At 71.1% G+C, this 24569-nt stretch carries 19 protein-coding genes and 2 pseudogenes; 16 read left to right on the forward strand and 5 right to left on the reverse strand.

Annotation, left to right across the window (positions count from 1 at the left end; genetic code table 11):
• Positions 1-75: 75 nt before the first annotated feature.
• Together ACFVW8_RS16160 and ACFVW8_RS16165 are read right to left on the reverse strand one after the other, a co-directional pair.
• Complete coding sequence (locus ACFVW8_RS16160) at positions 76-1668, reverse strand: alpha/beta hydrolase (protein WP_389690297.1); 1593 nt, start codon at positions 1666-1668, stop codon at positions 76-78.
• Between the two features lie 148 nt (positions 1669-1816).
• Positions 1817-2863 (reverse strand): Rv2578c family radical SAM protein, encoded by a 1047-nt coding sequence (locus ACFVW8_RS16165; protein WP_389690299.1) that lies wholly within the window; start codon positions 2861-2863, stop codon positions 1817-1819.
• A 148-nt stretch (positions 2864-3011) separates the two neighbouring features.
• Between ACFVW8_RS16165 and ACFVW8_RS16170 the strand changes: the two genes are divergently transcribed.
• The 4 genes from ACFVW8_RS16170 to ACFVW8_RS16185 all read left to right on the forward strand — a co-directional run bounded on the left by ACFVW8_RS16170 (position 3012) and on the right by ACFVW8_RS16185 (position 9558).
• Complete coding sequence (locus ACFVW8_RS16170) at positions 3012-3455, forward strand: SRPBCC family protein (protein ID WP_389690301.1); 444 nt, start codon at positions 3012-3014, stop codon at positions 3453-3455.
• Between the two features lie 187 nt (positions 3456-3642).
• The gene (locus ACFVW8_RS16175) at positions 3643-6084 is read left to right on the forward strand and encodes an MFS transporter (protein ID WP_389690303.1); all 2442 of its coding nucleotides are present in this window, start codon (positions 3643-3645) and stop codon (positions 6082-6084) included.
• A 202-nt stretch (positions 6085-6286) separates the two neighbouring features.
• On the forward strand, positions 6287-8734 hold the full coding sequence (locus ACFVW8_RS16180) for a SpoIIE family protein phosphatase (RefSeq protein WP_389690305.1): 2448 nt from the start codon (positions 6287-6289) through the stop codon (positions 8732-8734).
• Positions 8735-8838: 104 nt separating this feature from the next.
• Positions 8839-9558, forward strand: a complete 720-nt coding sequence (locus tag ACFVW8_RS16185) for a class I SAM-dependent methyltransferase (RefSeq protein WP_389690307.1) — start codon at positions 8839-8841, stop codon at positions 9556-9558.
• A gap of 50 nt (positions 9559-9608) precedes the next feature.
• On the opposite strand, the pseudogene ACFVW8_RS16190 reads toward ACFVW8_RS16185, so the two are convergent.
• A pseudogene (locus tag ACFVW8_RS16190) lies at positions 9609-10247 on the reverse strand (acyltransferase); the annotation flags it as partial.
• 112 nt (positions 10248-10359) lie between these two features.
• Between ACFVW8_RS16190 and ACFVW8_RS16195 the strand changes: the two are divergent.
• The gene (locus ACFVW8_RS16195) at positions 10360-10800 is read left to right on the forward strand and encodes a hypothetical protein (protein ID WP_389690309.1); all 441 of its coding nucleotides are present in this window, start codon (positions 10360-10362) and stop codon (positions 10798-10800) included.
• A 21-nt stretch (positions 10801-10821) separates the two neighbouring features.
• Here the strand turns inward: ACFVW8_RS16195 and ACFVW8_RS16200 are convergent, their stop codons facing one another.
• Positions 10822-11712, reverse strand: a complete 891-nt coding sequence (locus ACFVW8_RS16200) for a LysR family transcriptional regulator (RefSeq protein ID WP_389690311.1) — start codon at positions 11710-11712, stop codon at positions 10822-10824.
• A 152-nt stretch (positions 11713-11864) separates the two neighbouring features.
• Here ACFVW8_RS16200 and ACFVW8_RS16205 point away from each other — a divergent pair, with 152 nt between their 5' ends.
• The 9 genes from ACFVW8_RS16205 to ACFVW8_RS16245 all read left to right on the forward strand — a co-directional run bounded on the left by ACFVW8_RS16205 (position 11865) and on the right by ACFVW8_RS16245 (position 21637).
• Positions 11865-12866 carry an aldo/keto reductase gene (locus ACFVW8_RS16205; protein WP_389690313.1) on the forward strand — a complete coding sequence of 334 codons (1002 nt, stop codon included), beginning with the start codon at positions 11865-11867 and terminating at the stop codon, positions 12864-12866.
• Positions 12867-12940: 74 nt separating this feature from the next.
• Entirely contained in the window at positions 12941-13492 is a 552-nt protein-coding gene (locus ACFVW8_RS16210; RefSeq protein ID WP_389690315.1) for a DinB family protein, read from the forward strand.
• Between the two features lie 87 nt (positions 13493-13579).
• Positions 13580-14413 (forward strand): M55 family metallopeptidase, encoded by an 834-nt coding sequence (locus ACFVW8_RS16215; protein ID WP_389690317.1) that lies wholly within the window; start codon positions 13580-13582, stop codon positions 14411-14413.
• Positions 14406-15749, forward strand: a complete 1344-nt coding sequence (locus ACFVW8_RS16220) for a M20/M25/M40 family metallo-hydrolase (RefSeq protein WP_389690319.1) — start codon at positions 14406-14408, stop codon at positions 15747-15749. Before ACFVW8_RS16215 ends, ACFVW8_RS16220 begins: the two co-directional genes overlap by 8 nt.
• Positions 15750-15769: 20 nt before the next feature.
• Entirely contained in the window at positions 15770-17755 is a 1986-nt protein-coding gene (locus tag ACFVW8_RS16225) for a prolyl oligopeptidase family serine peptidase (RefSeq protein ID WP_389690321.1), read from the forward strand.
• Complete coding sequence (locus ACFVW8_RS16230; protein ID WP_389690323.1) at positions 17752-18696, forward strand: LD-carboxypeptidase; 945 nt, start codon at positions 17752-17754, stop codon at positions 18694-18696. Before ACFVW8_RS16225 ends, ACFVW8_RS16230 begins: the two co-directional genes overlap by 4 nt.
• A 167-nt stretch (positions 18697-18863) precedes the next feature.
• Positions 18864-20672 carry a CocE/NonD family hydrolase gene (locus ACFVW8_RS16235; RefSeq protein ID WP_389690325.1) on the forward strand — a complete coding sequence of 603 codons (1809 nt, stop codon included), beginning with the start codon at positions 18864-18866 and terminating at the stop codon, positions 20670-20672.
• A 132-nt stretch (positions 20673-20804) separates the two neighbouring features.
• Positions 20805-21044 carry a DUF1049 domain-containing protein gene (locus ACFVW8_RS16240; RefSeq protein ID WP_389690327.1) on the forward strand — a complete coding sequence of 80 codons (240 nt, stop codon included), beginning with the start codon at positions 20805-20807 and terminating at the stop codon, positions 21042-21044.
• Between the two features lie 38 nt (positions 21045-21082).
• Positions 21083-21637: a GNAT family N-acetyltransferase gene (locus ACFVW8_RS16245; protein WP_389690329.1), complete on the forward strand. Its 555-nt coding sequence runs from the start codon at positions 21083-21085 to the stop codon at positions 21635-21637.
• 30 nt (positions 21638-21667) lie between these two features.
• Here ACFVW8_RS16245 and ACFVW8_RS16250 read toward each other — a convergent pair.
• Positions 21668-21895 (reverse strand): annotated as a pseudogene (locus ACFVW8_RS16250) (sugar ABC transporter substrate-binding protein); the annotation flags it as partial.
• A gap of 427 nt (positions 21896-22322) precedes the next feature.
• Here ACFVW8_RS16250 and ACFVW8_RS16255 point away from each other — a divergent pair.
• Both ACFVW8_RS16255 and ACFVW8_RS16260 read left to right on the forward strand, forming a co-directional pair.
• On the forward strand, positions 22323-23942 hold the full coding sequence (locus ACFVW8_RS16255) for an MMPL family transporter (protein ID WP_389690331.1): 1620 nt from the start codon (positions 22323-22325) through the stop codon (positions 23940-23942).
• Positions 23878-24567, forward strand: coding sequence for an MMPL family transporter (locus ACFVW8_RS16260; protein WP_389690347.1), 690 nt, complete (start codon positions 23878-23880; stop codon positions 24565-24567). The genes ACFVW8_RS16255 and ACFVW8_RS16260 overlap by 65 nt, the downstream gene beginning before the upstream one ends.
• Positions 24568-24569: the final 2 nt, after the last annotated feature.

Genomic DNA, 24569 nt, shown 5'->3' on the forward strand with positions numbered 1-24569 from the left:
TGCGCCGGAGTGGGTCGTGTGGTCACACGCCCATCCTGGCGCACGCCCCCGAAAGGACGGCAGCCCCCGGGGCCGTCAGCCCCGGAAGCCGACCATTCCGTGCAGCGCGCTGCCCCGGCCCGCCGCGTCCACGCGGGACGCGGGCTTTGCGGCCTTGGCGGTCGCGGGCTTAGGGTCCGGCGTCCTGGCGCAGACCGCGTCCACATCGCCCCGCTCCGCACGCGGCACGGTGCCCTTGGCGAGGTAGTCCGCCAGGTACTTGTCCAGGCAGGCGTTGCCGCTCAGCGTGATGCCGTGGTTGCCGCCGCCCTGCTCGACGACCAGGCTGGAACCGCGGAGCGCACGGTGCAGGGTGACCCCGCCCTCGTACGGTGTGGCGGCGTCGTCGGTGGCCTGGAAGAGCAGCGCCGGCGGCAGGTCGTGGTTCGAGACCCGGACCGGATTCAGCGGCTCCACCGGCCAGTCGGCGCACGGCGCGTTGTACCAGGTGTTGCTCCAGGCCATGAACGGCGCCTTGGCGTTCACCCTCCAGGCGTCGCTGCGCCAGACGTTCCAGTCGCGCGGCCACTGGGCGTCGCGGCACTGCACGGCGGTGTAGACCGAGTAGCCGTTGTCGCCCTCCGCGTCGACGGCGCCGAACCGCTCGTACGCCTTGACCAGCGCGTCCCCGTCCTTGTCGTTCACATAGGCGGCGAACGCCTCGGCCAGCGCGGGCCAGTAGCCGTTGTAGTAACCGCCCGGCAGGAACGTGTCGTCCAGCTCGCTCGCGCCGACCTTCTTGCCCGCGGGGTGCTTCTTGACCGCGTCCCGCATCCGGTACCAGGCCGCCTCGACCTTCGCCGGGTCGCTCCCCAGCTTGTACGTGGTGTGGTACTTCGCGACCCAGGCGGCGAACGCCTTGTGGCGGGTGTCGAACGCGTAGTCCTGGCTGAGGTTGTCGTCGTACCAGACGCCGGTCGGGTCGACGTTCGAGTCGAGCACCAGGCGCCGGACGCGGTCCGGGAACAACTTCGCGTAGACCGAGCCCAGGTAGGTGCCGTACGAGTAGCCGAGGTAGTTGAGCTTCGCGGCGCCCGTCGCCCGGCGGATCACGTCGAGGTCCTTGGCCGCGCTGACCGTGTCCATGTACGGGAGCAGGTCCGGGTACTTCTTCCCGCAGGCGGCCGCGAAGGACCGGGCGCGGTCCCGGTTGACCTGCTCGTCCCGCAAGGAGTGCGGCACCGAGTCGGGCCGTACCGGATCGGAGTACTTCGGCACGCAGTCCAGCGCCGGCCGGCTCCTGCCCACGCCACGCGGGTCGAAGCCGATCACGTCGTACTGGGCGGCCACCGCCTTCGGCAGCGAGGCGGCGACGAATCCCGCCATCGACAGGCCGCTGCCGCCCGGACCGCCCGGATTGACCAGCAGTGGGCCCTGGAAGGTCTTCGAGGTGTGCGGCACCCGCGTCAGGGCGAGCGTGACCGTGCGGCCCGACGGGTCGTCATGGTTGAGCGGGGCACGCACCGAGGAGCACTGGAGCGTCGGCGACGCCTCGGTGCCGCAGTCGGTCCACTTGAGCGATACGGCGCGCTGCGCACCGGTGTCGGCGGTCGCCGGGGACGGCACGGCGGTCACCAGACCGGCGACCGTCGCCCCGACGGCGAACAGAATTCCTGAACGTTTCGTCATATGGCCTCCCGTGGTGGGGGGAACACGGCTGCGCGTGACGGCAGCCCCCGCCGCATGCTCCCCGCATTCGGGGCCGGAGGATCTGTTCTGCCGAGAGATGACCCGTTTGCCCGTGGGACGCCCGGTGTGCCGGGTCCGTGGCACCCCGTCAGAGCAGGGTCAGCTGGGTGGGTTCGGAGGCGGGTGGCGGCTGCGGCCCGGCGGGCGCGGCCAGGGCGCGCGGGGTCCCTCGGTACGAGGGGCCGATCCCGTACTCGGCCGCCAGCTCGTGCACATGGCGCGTGATGCGGCGCTGGTACGACTTGGGCGCGTACGCCCCGTCCGCGTACAGGCGTTCGTACCGCCCGACCAGTCCGGGATGGTGCCGGCCGAGCCACTCCATGAACCACTCCCGGGCGCCGGGGCGCAGATGGAGGACGAGCGGGGTCACCGAGGTCGCCCCGGCGGCGGCGATGGCGCGGACCGTGGCCCGCAGCTGGTCCGGCCGGTCGCCGAGGAACGGGATGACCGGCGCCATCAGCACCCCGCAGCCGATGCCGTGCTCGCTGAGGGTGCGTACGACGTCCAGGCGGCGCTCGGGGGAGGGCGTGCCGGGCTCCACGGTGCGCCACAGCTCGGGGTCGGTGAAGCCCACCGAGACCGAGACGCCCACCTCGGTGACCTCGGCCGCCTGTCGCAGCAGCTCCAGATCACGCAGGATCAGCGTGCCCTTGGTCAGGATGGAGAAGGGATTCGCGTGGTCGCGCAGGGCCGTGAGGATGCCGGGCATCAGCCGGTAGCGGCCCTCCGCGCGCTGGTAGCAGTCCACGTTGGTCCCCATCGCGATGTGCGCGCCGTGCCAGCGCCCGGAGGTGAGCTCGCGGCGCACCAGCTCCGGGGCGTTGACCTTGACGACGATCTGCGAGTCGAAGCCGAGTCCGGTGTCGAGGTCCAGATAGCTGTGGGTCTTGCGCGCGAAACAGTAGACGCAGGCGTGTGAGCAGCCCCGGTACGGATTGACGGTCCACTCGAACGGCATCCGGGACGCTCCCGGTACCCGGTTCACGATCGAGCGGGCCCGGATCTCGTGGAAGGTGATGCCCCGGAACTCCGGGGTGTCGAAGGTGCGCGTCGTCACCGCGTCCGCGGCGAAGAGCGCGCCGGCATCGCTCTTGGTGATCTTGGCGGGGTTATCTGCCAGATTGTCCCAGCGCATGGACGCCTCCTAGGTAGCACTGCCCCGAGAATAGAACACTTGTTCCCTTGATCGTTTTCTCCCCTTCGTCCGGGACCGGATTTTGAGCCGGGCCGGCGAGGTGGTTGGCTCAGCACACCCCGAACAACCGAGTGCTGGAGGAACAGCCATGGCGCAGGTCGAGGCCACGACAGAGCGGATCATCGCGGCGGACCCGGAAGCGGTGTTCGACGCGCTGGCCGACTACAAGGACGTCCGCGGCAAGGTGCTGCCCGGTCACTTCAGCGAGTACGAGGTGCGTGAGGGCGGCGACGGCGATGGCACGCTCGTCCACTGGAAGCTCCAGGCAACCAGTAAGCGGGTGCGCGACTGCCTGCTGGAGGTCAGTGAGCCCACCGATGGGCAGCTCGTGGAGAAGGACCGCAACTCCTCGATGGTCACGACCTGGACGGTGACCCCGGCCGGTGAGGGCAAGTCCAAGGCTGTCGTCTCGACCGTGTGGAACGGTGCCGGGGGCATCGGCGGTTTCTTCGAGAAGACCTTCGCGCCCAAGGGACTTGGGCGCATCTATGACGAGCTCCTGCAGAATCTCGCCACCGAGGTCGAGAAGTAGCTCCCGCTCCCGCTTTCCGGCCTCACCGGTTCGGGTGGTCTTTCCAGCCGGTCGGTTGTGCGCCGTAGTGCCTCCCACCGGGGGCTAAGCCCTCTGAGTGCGCCGTAAGCGCCCCCCGTCGCGTTTGCCCTCCCTTGTCGCGCAATGCGAGAAATGGGCGGCGCAGATGCGACGAGGGGAGCGGCACGTGGTGGGTGGGATCACTCTGGTGAAGGACGAGCCGGACGGTACGGGCGACACTGCGACGGTGCGGATGTCCGAACCGCCCCCGCCGCCGCCGCCCGTGGTGGAACCGGTCGCCCCGTCTCCGGGCTTCGAGACGGACCCGCGCCGGATCCGGCTGATCTTCGTCGGGCTGATGCTCACGCTGCTGCTCGCGGCGCTCGACCAGATGATCGTCGCCACCGCGCTCCCGAAGATCGTCGGTGAGCTGCACGGCCTGGAGAAGATGTCCTGGGCGGTCACCGCCTATCTGCTCGCCTCGACCATCGGCCTTCCGGTCTACGGCAAGCTCGGTGACCTCTTCGGCCGCAAGGGCGTCTTCCAGTTCGCGATCGTCACCTTCGTCATCGGTTCCGCGCTGGCCGGCTGGTCGCGCACCATGGACGAACTCATCGCCTTCCGCGCCCTCCAGGGCGTCGGCGGCGGCGGGCTGATGATCGGCGTCCAGGCGATCATCGCGGACGTCGTACCGCCCCGTCAGCGCGGCCGGTTCATGGGGCTCATCGGTGCGGCCTTCGGACTCGCCTCCGTGGCAGGGCCGCTGCTCGGCGGATTCTTCACCGACCACGCGTCCTGGCGCTGGTGCTTCTACATCAACATTCCGTTCGGCCTGATCACCCTCGCGGTCGTCACCGTCGTACTGAAGCTCCCGAAGCCGACCGTCCGGCCCCGGCTCGACATCCTCGGCGCCGTCCTGCTGGCCGCCGCCTCCACCTGTGTGGTGCTGGTGACCAGCTGGGGCGGTACGGAGTACGCCTGGGGCTCGGGTGCCATCCTGGGGCTTTCTGCCGGAGCTGCCGTAACGACTCTGCTCTTCATCGCCGTCGAGCACCGCGCGCCCGAACCGATCATTCCGCTGCGGCTTTTCCGTGACTCGATCTTCAATGTCACCGCACTCGTCGGTGCGGTGGTCGGGGTCGCCCTGTTCGGCGCTGCCAGTTACCTGCCGACCTTCCTGCAGATGGTCGACGGGGCCACCGCCACCGAGTCCGGGCTGCTGATGCTGCCGATGATGGGCGGCGTCGTGGCCGCCTCCGTCGTCTCCGGCCAGCTGATCTCCCGTACCGGGCGCTACCGCGCCTACCCGATCGCGGGCAGTGCGCTCTCGGCGTTGGGCATGTGGCTGCTGTCCCTGCTCGAAACCGACACTCCGCGCTGGCAGTACAGCATCGCGCAGGCGGTGCTCGGGCTCGGGATCGGGCTGATCATGCCGGTGCTGGTGCTCGCCGTGCAGAACTCCGTACGGCCCGCCGACCTCGGCACCGCCACCAGCGCCAACAACTACTTCCGGCAGATCGGCGGCAGCGTCGGGGCGGCCGTGTTCGGCACGGTCTTCGCCGGCCGGCTGGCCGACGCGCTGGAGGTGCGCCTGCCGTCCGGGGCCGATCTGCCCGACCCGGAGTCGATCACCCCGCAGCTGGTCCACGCCATGGAACCCGCGCTGCGTGACAGCTATATCCAGGCATACGCCGACGCGATGCCCCGGATCTTCCTCTACCTTGTGCCGGTCCTCGTGCTCGGCCTGTTCTTCGCCTTCTTCCTCAAGGAGAAACCGCTGGTGTCCCACCCCACCCCCGAAACCGCAGCCGAGCCCGCGACGATCCCCTCCGCCCGCACCGACCCCGGCACACACTCCGCCGGACACCTCTCCGGGGTGCCCGTCTGCGGCAGCGTCCAGCACCCCGACGGCACCAAGGTTCCGCGCGCTGCCCTCACCCTCATCGACGTCCAGGGCCGGCAGGTCGGCCGGGGGGCCAGCGGTGACGAGGGACGGTACGCACTCAGTGCTCCCGGGGCCGGTTCGTACGTCCTCATCGCCGCGGCCGGGGGCCATCAGCCGCAGGCGGTCAGCGTCACCGTCGGCGAGCGGCCCGTGGAACTCGACGTGGTGCTCGGGGGCGCCGGCCGGCTGGCGGGGACGGTCCTGACGGCGGACGGCGTTCCCGTGCGGGACGCCGCCGTCACCCTGACCGACGTGCGCGGCGAGGTCGTCTCCTCGACCCGCAGCGGCCGCGAGGGCGGCTATGTGATCTCGGAGCTGGTGGCGGGGGAGTACACCCTGGCGGCCAGCGCCCCCGCGTTCCGGCCGGCCGCGCTGCCGGTCAGTGTGCAGGCGGCCCGGGAGACCCGGCAGGACATCGAACTGGCCGGCGGCGCCGTGCTGCGCGGTGTCGTGCGGGCCGGTGGCGGCCGGCTCGTCGAGGACGCGCGGGTCACCCTCCTGGACGCGGCCGGAAACGTGGTCGACACGGTGACCACCGGGCCCGACGGGGCGTTCCGGTTCGTCGACCTGTCCACCGGCGAGTACACCGTCATCGCGGCGGGCTACCCGCCGGTCGCCACCGTCCTCCAGGTCGCGGGCGGCGGGCGCACCGAACGGGATCTCCAGCTCGGCCACGAGGACTGAGTATCCGGCGTCCGTCACGCACCGCCGGTCCGCAGGCACAGGCGCCGGTGCGATGTGCGGTGCGCCCCCGGTACGGGTGAGTTCCAGGGGGCGCACCACCTTCGAGGGGGATTCCGCCGATGCCCGGCGGGCCCGCGCCGCCGACCCGTAGCGTGGAGTCACGTACCGCAGAACGTTGCGGTGGGGAAGGAGCCTTCCACTCATGGACCTCGGTGTGCCGCCGCAGAGGACACCACCGTCGCGAGACACCGCCGCGGGCCGCGTGCCGCTCGCCGTGGTCGTCGTCGACGCGGACGGACTCGTGTCGCACTGGTCGTCCGGCGCGAGAAAGCTCTTCGGCGTCGCCCGCGAGGCCGCCGTCGGCTGCCCTGCCGGTGAACTGCTCCCGGTCGCCGGGGCGTTACGGGACCGCGGTGAGCCCTCCCGGGACGGGATGTACGCCGAGTTCGGTCCCGAGCTCGACAGCTCCCTCAGCGGCACCGTCGCCTACCCGGCGGCCGGCCGGGCCCGGGTGGAGGGCCGGGACGGGGGCCGGATCGAGGTCCTGTGGTGGGCCTACCCGCTCGTCGGTCCCGGCCCGGGGCGGCTGCTCGTCCTCGCCGCGGACTCCGCTCAACTGCACCGCGAGGAGCGGGAGAAGAGCCGGGGCGGCGAGACGGTCGCCCCCGGATTCGCCCTGCACACCGATTTCCCCGGCTACCGCGAGCTGTCCGGACGGCTGCCCGAGATCCTGCCCAGCATGAGCGTCCAGGAAGCCACCGGAATCGTCTCCCAGGTGCTCGAACTCGGCTACCCCGTACTGGAGTTCAGTCACCATGACCGGGTGCCGGTGACCCCGGACTGGGGCGTGCCGCAGTGGGCCGGACGCCACAGCCCCCTGGACCCGCACCACCGCCCCGACACGCAGCTCGTACCCCCCGAGGTGCCACGCCCCGAGCTGGACCTCGAATACGCGGCAGTCCGCGAGCGGCTGGAGTTCCTCAACGAGGTCAGCGGCCGCATCGGCACCTCCCTCGACCTGGAACGCACCATCCGTGAGGTCACCAGCGCCGCGGTGCCCCGTTTCACGGACTTCGCGGGTACGCATCTGCGCGCCGCGGTCCTCGCCGGTGAGGGCTTCCCGGACGGGCCGCCCGACGTCACCACGATCTGGCACCGGGTCTGGGTCGAGCACAACGACGAACCCGGCCGCTGGGACGACACCGTGCCCGTCGGCGAGTCCATCGCCTTCCCGGAACACACCCCGTTCTTCCAGTGCATGGTCACCGGTGAGCCGGTCATCGTCCCGTATGTCAGCGAGGAGTTGAGCAACCGGATCTCGGGCGAGTTCGAGAAGCGCGACCTGCGCCCGCTGATCACCCACCGCTCGCTGCTCATCGTGCCGCTCAAGGCCCGCGACGTGGTGCTCGGCTTCATGGTCCTGATGCGGCGCCCCGGCCGGGAGCCCTTCGACGACATGGACCGCACCACCGGCGCGGAACTCGCCGCCAGGGCAGGGCTCGTCCTCGACAACGCCCGCATGTACACCTACCAGGAGAACGTCGCCGAGACCCTCCAGGACAGCATGCTGCCCAAGGTCGAGCCGCGCATGGCCGGCTGTGACATCGCCACCCGCTATCTGCCCGGCGCCCGGCTCGGCAGGGTCGGCGGCGACTGGTTCGACTCGGTGAAGCTCCCCGGCTCGCGGACCGCCCTCGTCGTCGGAGATGTCATGGGGCACGGCCTCAACGCGGCAGCGATGATGGGCCAGTTACGTACAGCCGTGCTGACGATGGCCACGATGGAGATGCCGCCCGCCCAGCTGCTGCGCAACCTCGACGACCTGGCCCAGCGCCTCGGCGAGCAGTATCTGGCCACCTGTCTCTACGCGGTGTACGACCCGATCCGTTCCGAGCTCCAGATCGCCAACGCCGGGCACATCCCGCCCGTGCTGGTCCGCGCCGAGGACGGCCGGGCCGAGCTGCTCGACCTGCCGACCGGAGCCCCGATCGGGGTCGGCGGGGTCGCCTTCGCGACGGCGACCGTGCGGGTCCTGCCGGGCGACCGCCTGGTGCTCTGCACCGACGGACTGGTCGAGGTGCGCGGCCAGGACATCGGTGCCGGACTCGCCGCCCTCTGCGCCAGTGCCGCGCATCCCGCCGCGTCGATGGACGACGCCTGCGACACGATCATCCGCGCACTGAACCCGAGCGGCGGCCGCAAGGACGACGTCGCGCTGCTGATGGCCCGGCTCAATGGCATCCCCGACGGTGATGTCGCCGAGTGGCAACTCGCCCTGGACCCCCGTGAGGTGGCCCGTGCCCGTCGGCTGGTCCGCGGCAAGCTGCTCGACTGGGAGCTGCCGGACGCCGTCGAGGCGGCCGAACTGATGGTCAGTGAGCTGGTCACCAACGCGGTACAGCACGGCCGCACCCACCACATCGGGCTCCGGCTGGTCCGCACCGGCGCCCTGCTCTGCGAGGTCATCGACGACGACCCCGCCCCCGCCGCGCTCCTCGACGCCACCGCACAGGACGAGTCGGGGCGCGGGCTCGTGGTGGTGAGCAGCCTCGCCCGGGAGTGGGGCACCAGCACCACGGCCCGCGGCAAGACCGTCTGGTTCGAGCTGGCGCTCACGCGGGTGCCACGCACCCGGCCGCGCGGCTGGTGAAGGCGGGCACCCCCGCCCCTGCGCGCGCCCTTGCCGCGATCGGCCCGAGGCGGTAGTCCCTTGATGGGCAAGGTGGCTCGGCGTGACGGGACTTGGGAGTGCGCATGGACGTATCACAGCGGTACCGCGAGGCATGGGAAGGCTTCTGGGCCGGCACATCGGACGAGCCGGGCGAGGCCATCTGGGACGCCGACCCCTCCCTGAGCGCCGTACCGCACAGCGAGCTTCTCCTGCCGTACGCCGACGCCGGACTGCCCGTCCTCGACCTCGGCTGCGGCAACGGCACCCAGACCCGCTACCTTGCCACCCGGTTCGCGCGCGCCATCGGAGTGGATCTCTCGCACGCGGCGATCGGCCATGCCCGCCGGGCGGACCCCGACGGCGTCGCCGAGTTCGAACAGCTCGACCTGACCGACGGCGACGCGGTGCGCGCGCTGCACGAGCGGATCGGGGACGCCAACGTGTACATGCGAGCGGTCATTCACCAGAGCGAGGCCGAGGCCAGGCCGGCGGTAGCCGCGGCTGTGGCGACGCTGCTCGGGGCGCGCGGCCGGGCGTTCGTCGCCGAGCTGACCCCGGCATCCAAGGCCGTCCTGCAGCAGGCGGCCGAAGGCCCGGACGGGCCGCCCAAGAAGCTGCGCCGTGTCTTCGACCACGGGCTGAAACCGGCGAGCGCCACCGAGGAGGAAGTGCCCGACGTCCTGCGGGCGGCCGGGCTGACCACCCTGGACAGCGGGGACACGGTCCTGCCGCAGACCGAGAATCTGCCCGACGGGAGCAGGATCGACCTGCCGGCGAGATGGTTCGTGCTGGCCGTCGGCTGACCATCGCGCAACCGACCCCGGACGAGGCTGTGTCCGGGGCCGGGCGTCCTTCAGGGCAGCAGCCGGGGCGGCCGTCTCGCCGCGACGTCCTCGACCCAGCCGAGGAGCGGCACAGCGGCGGCGATGAGGACCCAGGCGACACCGAACTGCAGCCAGGTGCTTTCGAGCGGCAGATGCCTCTCGAACGCGGGCACGGTCCACATCAGGTCGATCAGGGGCACGCTCACCATCAACGCGACCTCGTGCCACAGATAGACCGTCACGGCACGGGCGTTGAAGACCTTCACCACCCGCTCCACCGATGGGCAGCGGCCGAGCCACCCGAGGCCGGGCCGGAACCGCAGGAGCAGCGGTACGAAGCCCGCGGACCACAGCGCCTGGGCGAGCGGGATGTCGTCGAGGTCGTAGGAGCCGTCCACCCGGTGGCGCAGCGCCCACCAGCCGCCGGCCGCCAGCAGGACCGGGGCCGCGAGAACGACCGTGCCCGGGCGCAGGCGGTCGAGCACCCCGTCGCGGTGGGCGAAGCCGAGCAGCCAGCAGAACAGGAAGACCGACACATCGCTGACGGCGCTGCCCAGCCGCCCGTCCGGCACGACGTCCAGCTTCGTCAGCGCCAGAACCGGGACGAGCGAGAGCACCAGCACGGGGAGCGGGGCGAGCCGGAAGATCCGCAGCAGCACCGGTGACAGCGACATCGAGGGCGACGCGCTCACCGACAAGGCGTCGCTCACCCGCCGGAACGAGGCCCTGCACCTGCTCCAGCGGGAGCGGGACGTGGACGTCACGTACACCCTGCCGGTCATGCCAGACGGCCTGGAGTCGAGCGGAACAGCTGTTCTCGACGCCGCCGTGGCGCAGGGCGTCGATGTCTCCGCCGTGAACATCATGGCGATGAACTACAGCACGTCCCAGGACGGCGACATGGGCGACTACGCGCAGCAGGCGGCCGAGGCGGCCCATGGCCAGATCGCCGATGTGCTCGGTCTCTCGGACAAGAAGGCCTGGCAGGCCCTGCACATCACCGCGATGATCGGCGTCAACGACGTGGCCGGGGAGACCTTCACACTCGCCGACGCGGTGTCGCTGCGCACCTTCGCGCGCAGCAGGGGCGTCGGCGCGCTCTCGCTGTGGGCCGCCTTCCGTGACCGGCCGTGCACCGACGAGGACAACTCGAAGGCGAGCGACACCTGCAGCGGGGTCGACCAGGGGACGGGAGCGTTCGCGAAGGCACTGAGCGGCTGAGCCGCCGCCCGGGGAAAGGCCTCAGCGCCCGGACGTGTCGCGCACCAGTGCCATGAGGGCCCGCGCCCCGGGGCTCATCGCCCTTGCGTCCGGAAGGACCACGACGCTCTCGTAGTACGGCTGGTCCGGCCCGTCGAGCGCCACCGTCACCAGGCCCCGGGCCTCGGGCTTGCGGGCGAAGTGGTGCGGCACCACCGCGATGCCGAGCCCCTCGTGCACCAGCTCCAGCAGGCTGTGCACGTCGTTCACCTCCAGCGCCACCGTGCGGCGCACCCCCGCCGCCGCGAACGCCTCGTCGGCCGCACGGCGCGGACCGAAGTCCGGATGGAAGTCGATGAACGGCTCGGCCGGCAGCTCGTCCCAGCCGGCCCGGTCCTGCCCGGCAAGCCGGTGGCCGGGGGCGCACAGCAGGACCATGGGCTCACGCGCCAGCGGGACCAGCTCGCCGCGCCACTCCACGGAGCTGACCGTCGCGGCGAAGGCGATGTCGAGCCGCCCTCCGGCCACCCCGTCCACCAGGCTCGTCGTCCCCTCCTGGCGTAGCCGGATCTCCATGTGCGGATGCTCACGGTGGAAGGCGGCGAGCAGCCGCGGCAGGCTCACCCCGGCCACGCACTGCTCGACGCCCACCGAAAGGGTGCCGCGCAGCAGCCCCCGTACGGCGTCGACGGCGTCCTTCGCCGCCCGCGCGCCGGCCAGCGTGCGTTCGGCCTCCACCAGCAGGGCGCGCCCGGCCTCCGTCAGCCGGACACTGCGGGTGGTCCGGCTGAACAGCGGGGTCCGCAGCTCCTGCTCCAGTGCCCGGACGGAGGCGGAGAGACCGGACTGCGACACGGCCAGGCGCTCGGCGGCCCGGGTGAAGTGCTGCTCCTCGGCCACGGCGACGAAATGTTCCAGTTGGCGCAACTCCATGATTGAGAAATATAGACGCTGAATCCAAGCGGAATCTCCTGTTGGACTGCTGGATCATTGTGAGCGAGCCTGGACCCTGCACCCCGCCGGGACGGAGCCGAACGGCACCTCGTCCCCGGCGGACCGGAACGATCTCTCCCGTGGAGCCCCGCATGTACATCCCGTCCGCCGACCGCTACCAGGACATGCCCTACCGGCGCACCGGGCGCAGTGGTCTGAAGCTGCCCGCCCTCTCGCTCGGCCTGTGGCACAACTTCGGCGGGGACCGGACGCCGGAGACCCAGGGACAGATCCTCCGCAGGGCGTTCGACCTCGGCATCACCCACTTCGACCTGGCCAACAACTACGGCCCGCCGCCCGGCTCCGCCGAGACGGCGATGGGCCGCGCGCTGGCCACCGACTTCGCCCGGCACCGGGACGAGATCATCGTCTCCACCAAGGCCGGCTACCTGATGTGGGACGGCCCGTACGGGGAGTGGGGCTCGCGCAAGAACCTGCTCTCCTCGCTCGACCAGAGCCTCGGCCGCCTCGGCCTCGACTACGTCGACATCTTCTACTCGCACCGGCCCGATCCCGAGACGCCGCTCGAAGAGACGATGGGCGCTCTCCACTCGGCGGTGCAGCAGGGCAAGGCGCTCTATGTGGGCGTCTCCAACTACTCGGCCGAGCAGACCCGGGAGGCGGCCCGGATCCTGAAGGACCTCGGCACCCCGCTGCTCATCCACCAGCCGCGCTACTCGATGCTGGACCGCTGGGTCGAGGACGGTCTGCTCACGGCCCTCGACGAGCTGGGCACCGGCTCGATCGCCTACTCGCCGCTGGAGCAGGGCATCCTCTCCGACCGCTACCTCCGCGGCATCCCGGAGGGCTCACGGGCGGCGGGCAGCAGCCCCTTCCTGTCGGCCGACGCGGTCACCCCCGACCTGGTTGCGCGGCTGCGTGAACTGAACGAACTGGCCTCCGTGCGTGGCCAGTCACTGGCCCAGATGGCCCTGGCCTGGGTGCTGCGAGGCGGCCGGGTCACCTCCGCCGTCGTCGGCGCGAGCAGCGTCGCCCAGCTGGAGAACAGCGTCCAGGCGGTCCGCAACCTGGAGTTCAGCGACAAGGAACTCAGCCGGATCGAAAAGCTGTTGAAGGGCGCCAAGCGCCGCTGAGCGCCAGGCACGCAGGCGCCCCCGGCAGGGGCGCCTGCACCCCCGTCCGGGCCGGGGCTGTGAGGATGGCCGCCATGACATGGACGGCACCCCGCATCACCCGTACGACCGCCGGCGACCTCCAGCTCGCACTCGGCACCGTGGACGAGCGGAGCATGCTGGCCGGCTGGCTCCAGTGGCACCGCGAGACGCTCCTGGTCAAATGCGCCGGACTCGACCAGGAGGCACTGGCCCGCACCACCGCCGAACCCTCCGGACTCAGCCTGCTCGGCCTGGTCCGGCATCTGGCCGAGATCGAACGCTGGTGGTTCCGGCGGAGCTTCGCCGGGGAGCCGCTCGGTGACGTGTTCACCGGACCGGACGACGGTGACGAAGGTCTCGAAGGTGTAGACGCGGCCCATGCGGAACACGATTACGCCGCCTATCTGGCCGAGGTCGAGGCGGCCGGGGCTGCGGTCGCGGGGCGCAACCTCGACGAGACCTTCGTGACCACGCGCGGCGGCAGGACCTGCAGCCTGCGCTGGGTCTACCTGGCCATGATCCAGGAATATGCCCGGCACAACGGCCACGCGGATCTGCTGCGCGAACGGACCGACGGCGCCACCGGCGACTACCCGGCGGGCTGAGCCGTACGACGCCCTTCAGTGGAATGGACCAATGGAGGTCCGGACAGCCCTGGCCTGCCCGTTCTGCGGCGCGTACCGTGTGGCCGCATGAAGATCCTCGTCAGCGCCGACATGGAAGGCGCCACCGGCGTGACCTGGCCGGCCGATGTGCTGCCCGGCACGCCGCAGTGGGAGCGGTGCCGCTCCCTGTTCACCTCCGACGTCAACGCCGCGTCCCTCGGTTTCTACGACGGGGGTGCCGACGAGGTGCTCATCAACGAGGCCCACTGGACCATGCGCAACCTGCTGCTGGAGCAGCTCGACGACCGGGTCCAGATGCTCACCGGCAAGCACAAGTCGCTCAGCATGGTGGAGGGCATCCAGCACGGTGACGTCGACGCGGTCGCCTTCGTCGGCTACCACACGGGCGCCGGTACGGAAGGTGTGCTCGCCCACACCTATCTGGCCAACTCCATCACCGGCGTCTGGCTGAACGGGATCAGGGCCAGTGAGGGTCTGCTCAACGCCCACGTCGCCGCCGAGTACGGCGTCCCCGTCGTCCTGGTCACCGGGGACGACCTGACGTGCGTGGACGCGCGGGGGTACGCCCCCGACGCCCGTACGGTCGCGGTGAAGGACTACGTCTCGCGCTACGCCGCGGTCTGCCGCACCCCCGCCCGTACCGCCGCCGACATCCGTGCGGCGGCCAAGGAGGCGGTCGCGCTGGCGGGCCGGTACACGCCCGTGGACGGTGGACCGTTCACCGTGGAGCTGGAGTTCGACGCCGAGCATCTGGCCGCCGCGGCCACCGTCGTACCGGGTGTGGCGGCATCCGGCGAGAGGCGTGTCGACTACACGAGCGAGACGATGTACGAAGGTATCCGCACGTTCAAGGCGGTGACGACCATCGTGTCGTCCGCCGTGGAGGAACAGTATGGCTGAGGTGACCAACCCCCAGGACCGCGTCGACGACGTCGCGCTCGACGAATCGGTGACGTTCACCTCCGAACTGATCCGCATCGACACCACCAACCGGGGAGGCGGCGACTGCCGTGAACGCCCCGCGGCCGAGTACGTCGCCGAGCGGCTCGCCGGTGCCGGACTCGAACCGGCACTCCTTGAGCGCACCCCGGGGCGCACCAACGTGGTCGCCCGGATCCCGGGCACCGACCCGGGCGCCGACGCCCTCCTGGTCCACGGGCACCTGGACGTGGTGCCCGCGGAGGCCGACGACTGGACGGTGCACCCCTTCTCCGGCGAGATCCGCGACGGCGTCGTCTGGGGGCGCGGAGCCATCGACATGAAGAACATGGACGCGATGGTCCTCGCCGTCGTCCGGTACTGGGCCAGAGCCGGCATCCGGCCCCGCCGCGACATCGTGATCGCGTACACCGCCGACGAGGAGGCCAGCGCCGACGACGGCTCGGGCTTCCTCGCCGACCAGCACCCCGGGCTCTTCGAGGGCTGTACGGAGGGCATCAGCGAATCCGGCGCCTTCACCTTCCACGCCGGGCCGAACATGCCGCTCTACCCCATCGCGGCGGGTGAACGCGGCACCGGATGGCTCAAGCTCACCGCACACGGCAAGGCGGGCCACGGCTCCAAGGTCAACAAGGCCAACGCCGTCAGCACCCTGGCCGCCGCCGTCTCCCGGATCGGCTCGCACGAATGGCCGCTGCGCCTCACCCCGACGGTCCGCGCCGCGCTCACCGAGATCGCCGCCCTGCACGGCATCCACCCCGACCTGGACGCCCCCGGCTTCGACGTGGACGAGCTCCTCGGCAAGATCGGACCGGCCGCCGCCCTCGTCGAGCCGACCGTCCGCAACAGCACCAACCCGACGATGCTGGACGCGGGATACAAGGTCAACGTGATTCCGGGCCACGCCACCGCCTTCATCGACGGCCGGATGGTGCCCGGCGGCGAGGACGAGTTCCGCGCGACCATGGACCGGCTGACCGGCCCCTCGGTCGACTGGGAGTTCGACCACAGCGAGGTGGCGCTCCAGGCCCCGGTCGACTCGCCCACGTACGCCAAACTCCGGGCCGCCGTCGAGCGGTTCGACCCGGACGGGCACGTCGTGCCGTACTCCATGTCCGGCGGCACCGACGCCAAGCAGTTCTCCCGGCTCGGCATCACCGGTTACGGCTTCTCGCCGCTGAAGCTGCCCGTCGGCTTCGACTACCAGGCCCTCTTCCACGGCGTGGACGAACGTGTCCCCGTCGATGCGCTGCACTTCGGCGTCCGGGTCCTGGACCACTACCTGCGTACCGCCTGAACCACTCGGGGGAATCGAACATGGCAACCACAGGGGCCTACGGAAGCTGGCCGTCACCGATCGACGCCGCGCTGGCCGCCTCGCGGGACGGCCGTCCGGAGTACGTCGAAGCGGTCGGCGACGAACTGTGGTGGACGGAACCGCGCCCGGCCGAGGCCGGCCGGCGCGCCCTGGTCCGCCGGCTGCCCGACGGGACCACCGCCGAGCTGCCCGCCCCGTGGAACGTGCGCAGCCGCGTCATCGAGTACGGCGGACGGCCCTGGACCGGTACGGAACGCGCCGGCGGCGGCCCGCTGATCGTCTTCGTCCATTTCGACGACCAGCGGCTGTACGCCTACGAGCCGGACGGCTCCGGCGAACCGTGGCCGCTCACCCCGGTCTCCGGGACCGGCGGCGGGCTGCGCTGGGTGGATCCGCAACTGCGCCCGGAACGGGGCGGTTCGGGCGAGGTCTGGTGCGTATTGGAGGAGTTCACCGGCGAAGGACCCACCGAGCTGCGCCGGCTGATCGCCGCTGTGCCGCTCGACGGATCGGCCGCCGATGACCGGTCCGCGGTGCGTGAACTCTCCGACGACCGGCACCGGTTCGTCACCGGACCCGAGCTCTCGCCCGACGGGCGGCGGGCGGCCTGGATCGCCTGGGACCATCCGCGGATGCCGTGGGACGGCACCGAGGTGATCCTGGCGGACCTCGGCGACGACGGCACGTTCCACAACACCCGGACCGTGCTCGGCGGACCGGAGGAATCCGTACCGCAGATCCAGTGGACCGCCGACGGCCGGCTGCTCTTCGCCAGTGACCGCAACGGCTGGTGGAACCTGTACCGGGCCGACCCGGACGGGGACGCGGTCGAACTCTGCCCCCGGGAGGAGGAGTTCGCCGGGCCGCTGTGGAAGATCGGGCTCAGCTGGTTCCGGCCGCTGGAGAACGGACTGGTCGCCACCCTGCACGGCAGAGGCTCCACCACGCTCGGCATCCTCGACCCCGAGACCGGCAGCCTCGTCGACATCGCGGGACCCTGGACCGAATGGGCCGGAACGCTCGCCGTGCAGGGCAGCCGGGTCATCGGCATCGCCGCGAGCCCGCGCAGCGCCTACGAGATCGTGGAGCTGGACACCTCGACCGGGCACACCCGGATCATCGGAGCACCGCACGAGGACGCGGTCGACCCCGCCTACTACCCGGAGCCCGTCGAGCGCACCTTCGCCGGCCCCGGCGGACGCGGGATCCACGCCCAGATCTACCCGCCGCACAGCCCCGACCGCACCGGTCCGGACGACGAACTGCCGCCCTACGTCATCTGGGCGCACGGCGGCCCCACCGGGCACGCGGCGCTCGTCCTCGACCTGGAGATCGCCTACTTCACCTCGCGCGGCATCGGCGTCGCCGAGGTCAACTACGGCGGCTCGACCGGCTACGGGCGTGCCTACCGCAACCGGCTGCGCGAACAGTGGGGCGTCGTCGACGTGGAGGACTGCGCGGCCGTCGCGGGTGCCCTCGCGGCCGAGGGCACCGCGGACCCGCACCGGCTGGCCGTCCGCGGCGGCAGCGCCGGCGGCTGGACCACGGCCGCCTCGCTGACCGGCACCGATGTCTACGCCTGCGGCACGATCATCTACCCCATCCTCGATCTGACCGGCTGGGGCAGCGGGGAGACCCACGACTTCGAGTCGCAGTACCTGGAGTCGATCGTGGGCCCGCTCGACGAGGTCCCCGAGCGCTACCGCGAACGGTCCCCGAGTACGCGCACCGACCGGCTCACCACACCGTTCCTGCTGCTCCAGGGTGAGGACGACCCCATCTGCCCGCCCGTGCAGTGCGAGCGTTTCCTGGCCGCCGTGGAGGGGCGGGGCATCCCGCACGCCTACCTCACCTACCCGGGCGAGGGCCACGGATTCCGGCGCGCCGACACCATGATCAGTGCCCTGGAGTCCGAACTCTCCCTGTACGCCCAGACCTTCGGCATCGACCGGCCGGACGTGCCGCGGCTGGAGCTGCGGAAGTGACCCTCGCACCCCTGGCCCGCCCCGCCCGGCTGCGCGCGGGCGCCAGGGTGGCGGTCGTCGCCCCGAGCGGACCGGTGCCCGTCGACCGCCTGGAGCCCGGCCTCGACATCCTGCGCGGGTGGGGGCTCGACCCCGTGACGCTGCCTCATGTCCTGGACGTGCACCCCGGGCTGGACTACCTCGGCGGTACGGACGAGGCGCGCGCCCGGGACCTCCAGGACGCCTGGTGCGATCCGTCGGTCGACGCGGTGATCTGCGCCCGGGGCGGGTACGGTGCGCACCGCCTGGTCGATCTGCTGGACTGGGCGGCGATGCGGGCCGCCGGACCCAAGGTGTTCGTCGGCTACAGCGACATCACCGTGCTCCACGAGGCGTTCGCCGTCCGTACGGGCCTCGCCACCCTGCACGGCCCGATGGCAGGCACGGAGACCTTCCTCAAGGACCCGCGGACCCAGGAGTCCCTGCGGGCCACCCTGTTCGAGCCGGAGGCGGTCCGGACGCTGGGGCTCGGCGGGGCGGGGGCGCTGGTGCCGGGCAGGGCGCGGGGGATCACCTACGGCGGCTGTGTGAGTCTGCTGGCCGCCGGCCTGGGCACCCCGCATGCCCGGACGTCGGCCCGCGGCGGGCTGCTGGTCATCGAGGACACCAACGAGGCGCCGTACGGTATCGACCGCATCCTCACGCAGCTGCTGCGGGCCGGGGCGCTCGACGGCATCGCCGGGGTGGTCTGCGGCTCCTGGGCGGGCTGCGGTCCGTACGAGAAGGTGCGGGCGGTGCTCGCGGACCGGCTCGGCGGCCTCGGTGTTCCCGTCGTCGAGGAGCTCGGCTTCGGGCACGGCCCCACCGCGCTGACGATCCCGCTCGGGGTGCCCGCCGTACTGGACGCACCGGCGGACGGCGCTCCGGCCACCCTCACCGTCGAGGTGCCGGCGCTGGTCTGAGCGCCGCAGGCCGGCCCGCGCACGCCGAACGGGACTGCGATGCGGAGAAGTTGAACAACCTTCAGGAAACTCCGTCCCGAGCGTTGACACCGCTATGACCAGTGTCACAGCATGAGCGCGGCCCAGTACTTACCAGTCGGTAAGGTGTCCTCGGTGTGGAGGTCCTCGTGTCGCGTGCTGTTCCCGGCTCCCGTTTCCGGTCCCGGACGAAGTCACTGTCCCGCAAGCCGCTCGTCTTCGTCGCCGGGGCGGCGCTCGCCGCGCCGCTCGCACTCGCCGGCGCCGCACAGGCGACGGCGGCGTCTTCCGAATACACCGTCACTCCGCTGAAGTTCACCGTCTCCGCGGGCGGCCGCTCCTGCACCGTCGACGCCGATCTCTACCGTCCCTCCGGCGCCGACGCCCAGCACCCGGCGCCCGCCGTGCTCGCCACCAACGGCTTCGGCGGCAGCAAGTCGGACGGCTCCACCGACGGCATCGGCAAGGCCTTCGCCTCGCGCGGCTACGTGGGGCTCGTCTACTCGGGGCTGGGCTTCGGCAAGTCCGGCTGTCTCATCACCCTCGACGACCCCGAGGCCGACGGCACGGCCGCGGCGGCCCTGGTCGACTTCCTCGGCGGCACCCGCGCGGCCGACGACGGCACGAAGGCCGACTTCGTCACCCAGGACGCGCCCGGCGACCCCCGGGTCGGCATGATCGGCGGTTCGTACGGCGGGGCCGTCCAGATGGCCACGGCTGCCGTCGACCACCGCGTCGACGCGTTGGTCCCGCTGATCACCTGGAACGACCTCGGGTACGCACTCGCCCCCAACAACACCGGTGCGGCCCAGGGTGTCTCGTCCGACACCGCCGGAGTCTTCAAGTGGCAGTGGACCAACGGCTTCTACCTGATGGGAGAGGGGCAGACGATCCTCAGCCCCAGCCTCGACCCGTCCCGGTTCGGCAGCCTGACCTGTCTCCACTTCGCGGCCAAGGCATGTGACACCGTCCGGCTGCTCAACTCGGGCCGCTACCCGGACGGGAAGACCGCCGCCATGCTGGACTACGCGCGCAGCGTCTCCCCGGTCTCCTACCTGGACCGGGTCAAGGCGCCGACGCTCCTGATCCAGGGCCAGGCAGACAGCCTCTTCAACCTCAACGAGGCCACGGCCACGTACAAGACGCTCAAGGAGCAGGGGACCACGGCCAAGATGATCTGGCAGGCCTGGGGCCACAGCGGCGGCCAGGTCGACGGTGAACTCGACCTGGGCCAGGGCAATCTGGAGAGCAGCTACGTCGGCGGCCGCATCCTCGCCTGGTTCGACCGCTACCTCCGCCACGAGACGAACACGGACACCGGGCCCGAGTTCGCCTACTACCGCGACTGGCAGAGCGGCTACGGCACCGCGGACGCCGTGCCGGGCCTGACGCGGAAGATGTACCTCTCCGGCGACGGCAAGCTGGTCGACAACCGCTCCAAGGTGGCACGTGGGAGCCGTCAGTACAGCAACTGGCTCGTCCCCACCAGCCACTCGGAGAGCTCGCTCGGCGGTCTCATCGGCCTGCCCGACCCCAAGCCGTACGACACCAAGGGCACCTACCTCGGCTGGACGAGCGCCCCGCTGACCTCCGCGGTCGATGTCGTCGGTTCCCCGAAGGCGACGCTGAAGGTCGTCTCGCCGAAGACGGAGCGCGTACAGAACAGCGGTGACGCCTCCGACAAGCTGGTGCTGTTCGCCAAGGTGTACGACGTCGCGCCGGACGGCTCCAGGACCCTGGTGAACCGGCTGGTCTCGCCGGTCCGGGTGCCGGATGTCACCAGGCCGTTCACCGTGCGGCTGCCCGGAATCGTCCACCGGTACGAGGCAGGGCACCGGCTGGAATTCGCGATTGCGGCCAGCGACGACGCGTATTTCGGGAACCGCGGCATCAAGCCGGTCACCGTCGTCAGCGCGCCCGAGGACACCGGAGTGCTGGAGCTGCCGGTGGCACCGTGAACCGGCACCGCGGGCCCGTGTCGTAACCGGCGTCACTCGAATGGCTGTACAGCGCCGCCCCCCGGCACCGGGACGGAGTCATCCTGGTGCTTCAGGGGGCGGTGGTGCACCAGGACCAGGGAAGAGGCTGCCATGAGCCCGAAGGACGTGTCGAGCAGCGGAAGAGGCAGCAGCGGGGCGTTCACCCCGGCCCGCATCCTGGTCCTCGTCATCGCGGTCCTGTCGATCGTGTTCATCGCCGAGAACACGCACGAGGTCGAGGCCCGGCTCATCATCCCGCTGGTGACCGCGCCGCTCTATGTGTGGCTGATCGTGATGTTCGTGGCCGGCATGGGGTGCGGTGCGTACGTCTTCCGCAGGCGGGCCAAGTAGGGCGCACAGCAGCGCAGGGGGCCATCTACGCTGGCCGGATGTCCGACACCACTTATCCGGCCGAGGGTCCGCGCACGGCCATCCGCCCCTTCACGCTCGCGGACGCCGAGGAATTCACCGCCAGGTCCCGGGAGAGCCGGGAACTGCACAGCCCCTGGCTGTTCCCGCCCACCGACCGTGACACGTACACCGCGTACGCGTCCGCACTCATCGAGGACCCCGCGCGGGCGGGCTTCCTGGTCTGCGAGCGGCGCGACGACGGCGATACGGCCGGCGGCGGGATCGCCGGATTCATCAACATCAACAACATCGTCGGCGGCGGCTTCCGGTGCGGCGCGCTCGGCTACGGCGCCTTCGCCCACGCGGCCGGCCGCGGGCTGATGGGCGAGGGCCTCGACCTCGTCCTGCGACACGCATTCGGCCCCCTGGGCCTGCACCGCCTCGAAGCCAACATCCAGCCGGCCAACGAGGGCTCCCTCGCCCTGGTGCGCCGGGCCGGCTTCCGGCTGGAGGGTTTCTCGCCGGACTTCCTCCTCATCGACGGCGCCTGGCGCGACCACGAGCGCTGGGCGATCACCGCGGAGATGCGGTGAGGGCGGAGTTGCTCCTCGCCGGCACAGCCGTCAGCCGCCCTGCCGCTCCGACTGAGCCGCGTTGAGCCGGTCGGCCAGGGTGTCGAGGAACTCCTTGGCGGTCGTCTTGCCGAATATCACCTTCTGGAAGCCGGGCTCGCTGTCCGCCCTGGACAGGGTGTTCCAGTCGGGCAGGGAGTGCGGCAGCTGGACGATCCTGGTGCTGCCGGAGAAGAGGGCCTCGGCGCCCTGCTTGGTGGTTTCGGCTGTCCCGTCCCATTCGACCTTCTCGCCGCGCACCTCGGTGACGAGGGGATAGGGAAAACGCGGAGCGCGGCAACTCGCGTATTCCCCGTATGTGTTGTCTCCAAGAGCGATGTCCGCTCAGCCATCCCGGCTTGCGATTTCGGCGGACTCCGTTATCGCCTGCAGGGTGATGGGGGGCGATGCGGGCTGCACTCGTGACCTGGTATCACACGGTGAAGCCGCTTCTCGCCCTGCTGGGCGAGTCGCAGGCGCTCGACGGGGCTCGCGGGCTTGGGGCGGGGCTACCGCAACCGGGCTGGAACGCAATCGTTGATCATGAGTGATCAGTCTCCGTTCTCCTGTCAAGCGTTGCCTGTCAGTCGATGTCGCACGAGGTGAGAGCAAACCGGCTCACCGGATGTCGGGCGCGCCCGCGCAGGGACGACGACGGGCATGGGCGGTGGTGTCACTGACCGCCTCGGTCGCGGTGTTGTGTGCGGGGGCTGCGGCGGGTGTGCAGGGGCGGCTGGTCAGCGGTGGGTTCGACGCGCCGCAGACACAGGCGTTCCGCGCGGACACCTACGCCGCGGAGCACTTCGGCGGCGGGGAAGCACAGCTGATGCTGTTGGTGGGCACAGGCGCTCCAGTGGACGCTCCGGCTGCTGCTGAGGAGGGGCGGGCGCTGACTGCCCGCCTGGCCAGTTCCCCGGGGGTGCTGTCCGTTGCGTCCTACTGGGACGCCCGGGATCCGCTGCTGCGTTCCCGTTCGGGGAACAGCGCCCTGGTCCTTGCGGTGCTGGCGGGCGACGAGGACCAGCGGGTGCGAACTGCCCGTGTCCTGGTGCCCGAGCTGACCGGAGGGCAGCACGGTGCGCGGGTGCAGGCGGCAGGTCCGGCGTGGATGGGGGCCGAGGCCGTCGACCGTACGGAAAGCGATCTGCTGCAGGCCGAGTTGCTCACCGCACCCCTGGTGTTCCTCCTGCTGGTGTTCGCGTTCCGTTCACTGCTGGCGGCACTGCTGCCGGTGGCCGTGGCTGCCGTGTCGTCGGTGATCACCCTGGCGCTGCTGCGGCCGCTGGCCTCGGTGATGGATCTGTCGACGTTCTCTCCGAATCTGACGACGGCACTGGGCTTCGGGCTGGCGGTCGACTACTGCCTGTTCCTCCTCACGCGCTTCCGCCGGGAGAGAGCCACAGGGCTGGATGTGCCGTCCGCGGTCGCGGCCTCCGTGCGTACCGCTGGCCGCACGGTCATGTTCTCGGTGGTGACAGTGGCTCTGGTGATGGCATGCCTCTTCGCCTTCCCAGTCCCTTTCCTGCACTCGATGGCCTGGGCCGGGATTACCGTCGCGGTGTGCTCAGGTGCGGTGGTGGCGGTGCTGGTGCCTGCGGTGCTGCTGCTGGCCGGTGCTCGTCTGGCCGACCCCCGGCCGGCCGGGGACGGGTCGCAGCGCAGCCGTGCGGGCGAGTGGGAGTTCAGCGCCGGCTGGCATCGTTTCGCCGTACTCGTATGCCAGCGACCCGCCGTATGGCTGGCGGCTGCCCTCGTGCTGCTGTCGGCCATGAGCCTGCCCCTGGCCCGGCTGAACGTCGCACCGATCGACGAACGGACCCTGCCCGCGGACGCCTCCTCACACAGCGCCGCCGACCAGCTGAGCGCCGGCTTCCCCCAGCTCTTCCCCGGAGCGACTGTGGTGGTGACCTTGCCGTCCTCGGCGCCCGGGACGGAACTGAAACCCTATGCGGCCGTGCTCTCCCGGCTGCCCGCGGTCACCGCGGTGGACAGCGCGGCAGGCCGTTACCGGGACGGCCGCCGGATCGCATCGGCGCCCGCAGGATTCACGCACAACGCTGCCGGGACGTGGCTGGCGGTGCATGCGGGCGTGGACGCGGCGGAGCCGGCCGCCCGTGCACTGGTGCACGACGTCAGAGCGCTGCCCGCCCCTGGCGGCACCGTGTGGGTGGGGGGGCGAGGCGGCCCGCTTCAGCGACACCACGAGCGCCCTGCGGGCCGCGCTGGGGCCCGCAGCGGTGTGGGCCGTGGCCTGTATGGCGGTCCTATTGCTGCTGTTCACCCGTAGTGTCCTGATCCCGGTGAAGGCCATCGTGGTGGGTGCACTCAGTCTGGGGGCTTCATCCGGGGTGGTGGTGCTGGTCTTCCAGGACGGCCTGCTCGCCGCACTGGTGGGTATGGATTCCCGGACCGGTCCGGTGGACGCCTGCATGCTCCTGCTCGCGCTCTGCCTGGCTTTCGCGCTGTCGATGGACTACGAGATGTTCCTCCTGTCGCGCATTCAGGAGGAACACCTGCTCGGCGCCGGAAACCGTGCTGCGGTGGCGAAGGGCGTCGAGCAGACCGGACGGTTGGTGACGACTGCAGCGCTGGCTCTGGCGGTGTCGGTGGGCGCACTGATCACCTCGTCCGTCGCACTGCTCAAAGTCCTCGGTTTCGCCCTGGCCCTCGCGGTCCTCGTCGATGCCACTGTGGTGCGCGCCGTCCTGGTGCCCGCCTCGATGTGCCTGGCGGGCCGAGCGAACTGGTGGGCCCCCGCACCTGTGCAGCGCATGCTGAATCGCCTGGACCTTCACGGCCACGGGCACAGGAGCGGGCACGGTGCGGCGGTTCCGGCCGACGAGTCGATGGAACCGGACCGGCTTCCCGGGCCGGCGAAGCGCGGGAAGCCGGTCCGGGCCGGGAAGAGATGACC

The sequence above is a fragment of the Streptomyces sp. NPDC058221 genome (assembly GCF_042882365.1).
Taxonomy (GTDB): domain Bacteria; phylum Actinomycetota; class Actinomycetes; order Streptomycetales; family Streptomycetaceae; genus Streptomyces.

What these genes read in the sequence shown, in the direction of transcription:
- ACFVW8_RS16160 (WP_389690297.1), bottom strand. Translation starts at nt 1,668, where the DNA reads ATGACGAAACGTTCAGGAATTCTGTTCGCCGTCGGGGCGACGGTCGCC.
- ACFVW8_RS16185 (WP_389690307.1), top strand. Translation starts at nt 8,839, where the DNA reads ATGGACGTATCACAGCGGTACCGCGAGGCATGGGAAGGCTTCTGGGCC.
- ACFVW8_RS16245 (WP_389690329.1), top strand. Translation starts at nt 21,083, where the DNA reads ATGTCCGACACCACTTATCCGGCCGAGGGTCCGCGCACGGCCATCCGC.
- ACFVW8_RS16170 (WP_389690301.1), top strand. Translation starts at nt 3,012, where the DNA reads ATGGCGCAGGTCGAGGCCACGACAGAGCGGATCATCGCGGCGGACCCG.
- ACFVW8_RS16220 (WP_389690319.1), top strand. Translation starts at nt 14,406, where the DNA reads ATGGCTGAGGTGACCAACCCCCAGGACCGCGTCGACGACGTCGCGCTC.
- ACFVW8_RS16195 (WP_389690309.1), top strand. Translation starts at nt 10,360, where the DNA reads ATGCCAGACGGCCTGGAGTCGAGCGGAACAGCTGTTCTCGACGCCGCC.
- ACFVW8_RS16205 (WP_389690313.1), top strand. Translation starts at nt 11,865, where the DNA reads ATGTACATCCCGTCCGCCGACCGCTACCAGGACATGCCCTACCGGCGC.
- ACFVW8_RS16215 (WP_389690317.1), top strand. Translation starts at nt 13,580, where the DNA reads ATGAAGATCCTCGTCAGCGCCGACATGGAAGGCGCCACCGGCGTGACC.
- ACFVW8_RS16200 (WP_389690311.1), bottom strand. Translation starts at nt 11,712, where the DNA reads ATGGAGTTGCGCCAACTGGAACATTTCGTCGCCGTGGCCGAGGAGCAG.
- ACFVW8_RS16225 (WP_389690321.1), top strand. Translation starts at nt 15,770, where the DNA reads ATGGCAACCACAGGGGCCTACGGAAGCTGGCCGTCACCGATCGACGCC.
- ACFVW8_RS16180 (WP_389690305.1), top strand. Translation starts at nt 6,287, where the DNA reads ATGGACCTCGGTGTGCCGCCGCAGAGGACACCACCGTCGCGAGACACC.
- ACFVW8_RS16240 (WP_389690327.1), top strand. Translation starts at nt 20,805, where the DNA reads ATGAGCCCGAAGGACGTGTCGAGCAGCGGAAGAGGCAGCAGCGGGGCG.
- ACFVW8_RS16210 (WP_389690315.1), top strand. Translation starts at nt 12,941, where the DNA reads ATGACATGGACGGCACCCCGCATCACCCGTACGACCGCCGGCGACCTC.
- ACFVW8_RS16165 (WP_389690299.1), bottom strand. Translation starts at nt 2,863, where the DNA reads ATGCGCTGGGACAATCTGGCAGATAACCCCGCCAAGATCACCAAGAGC.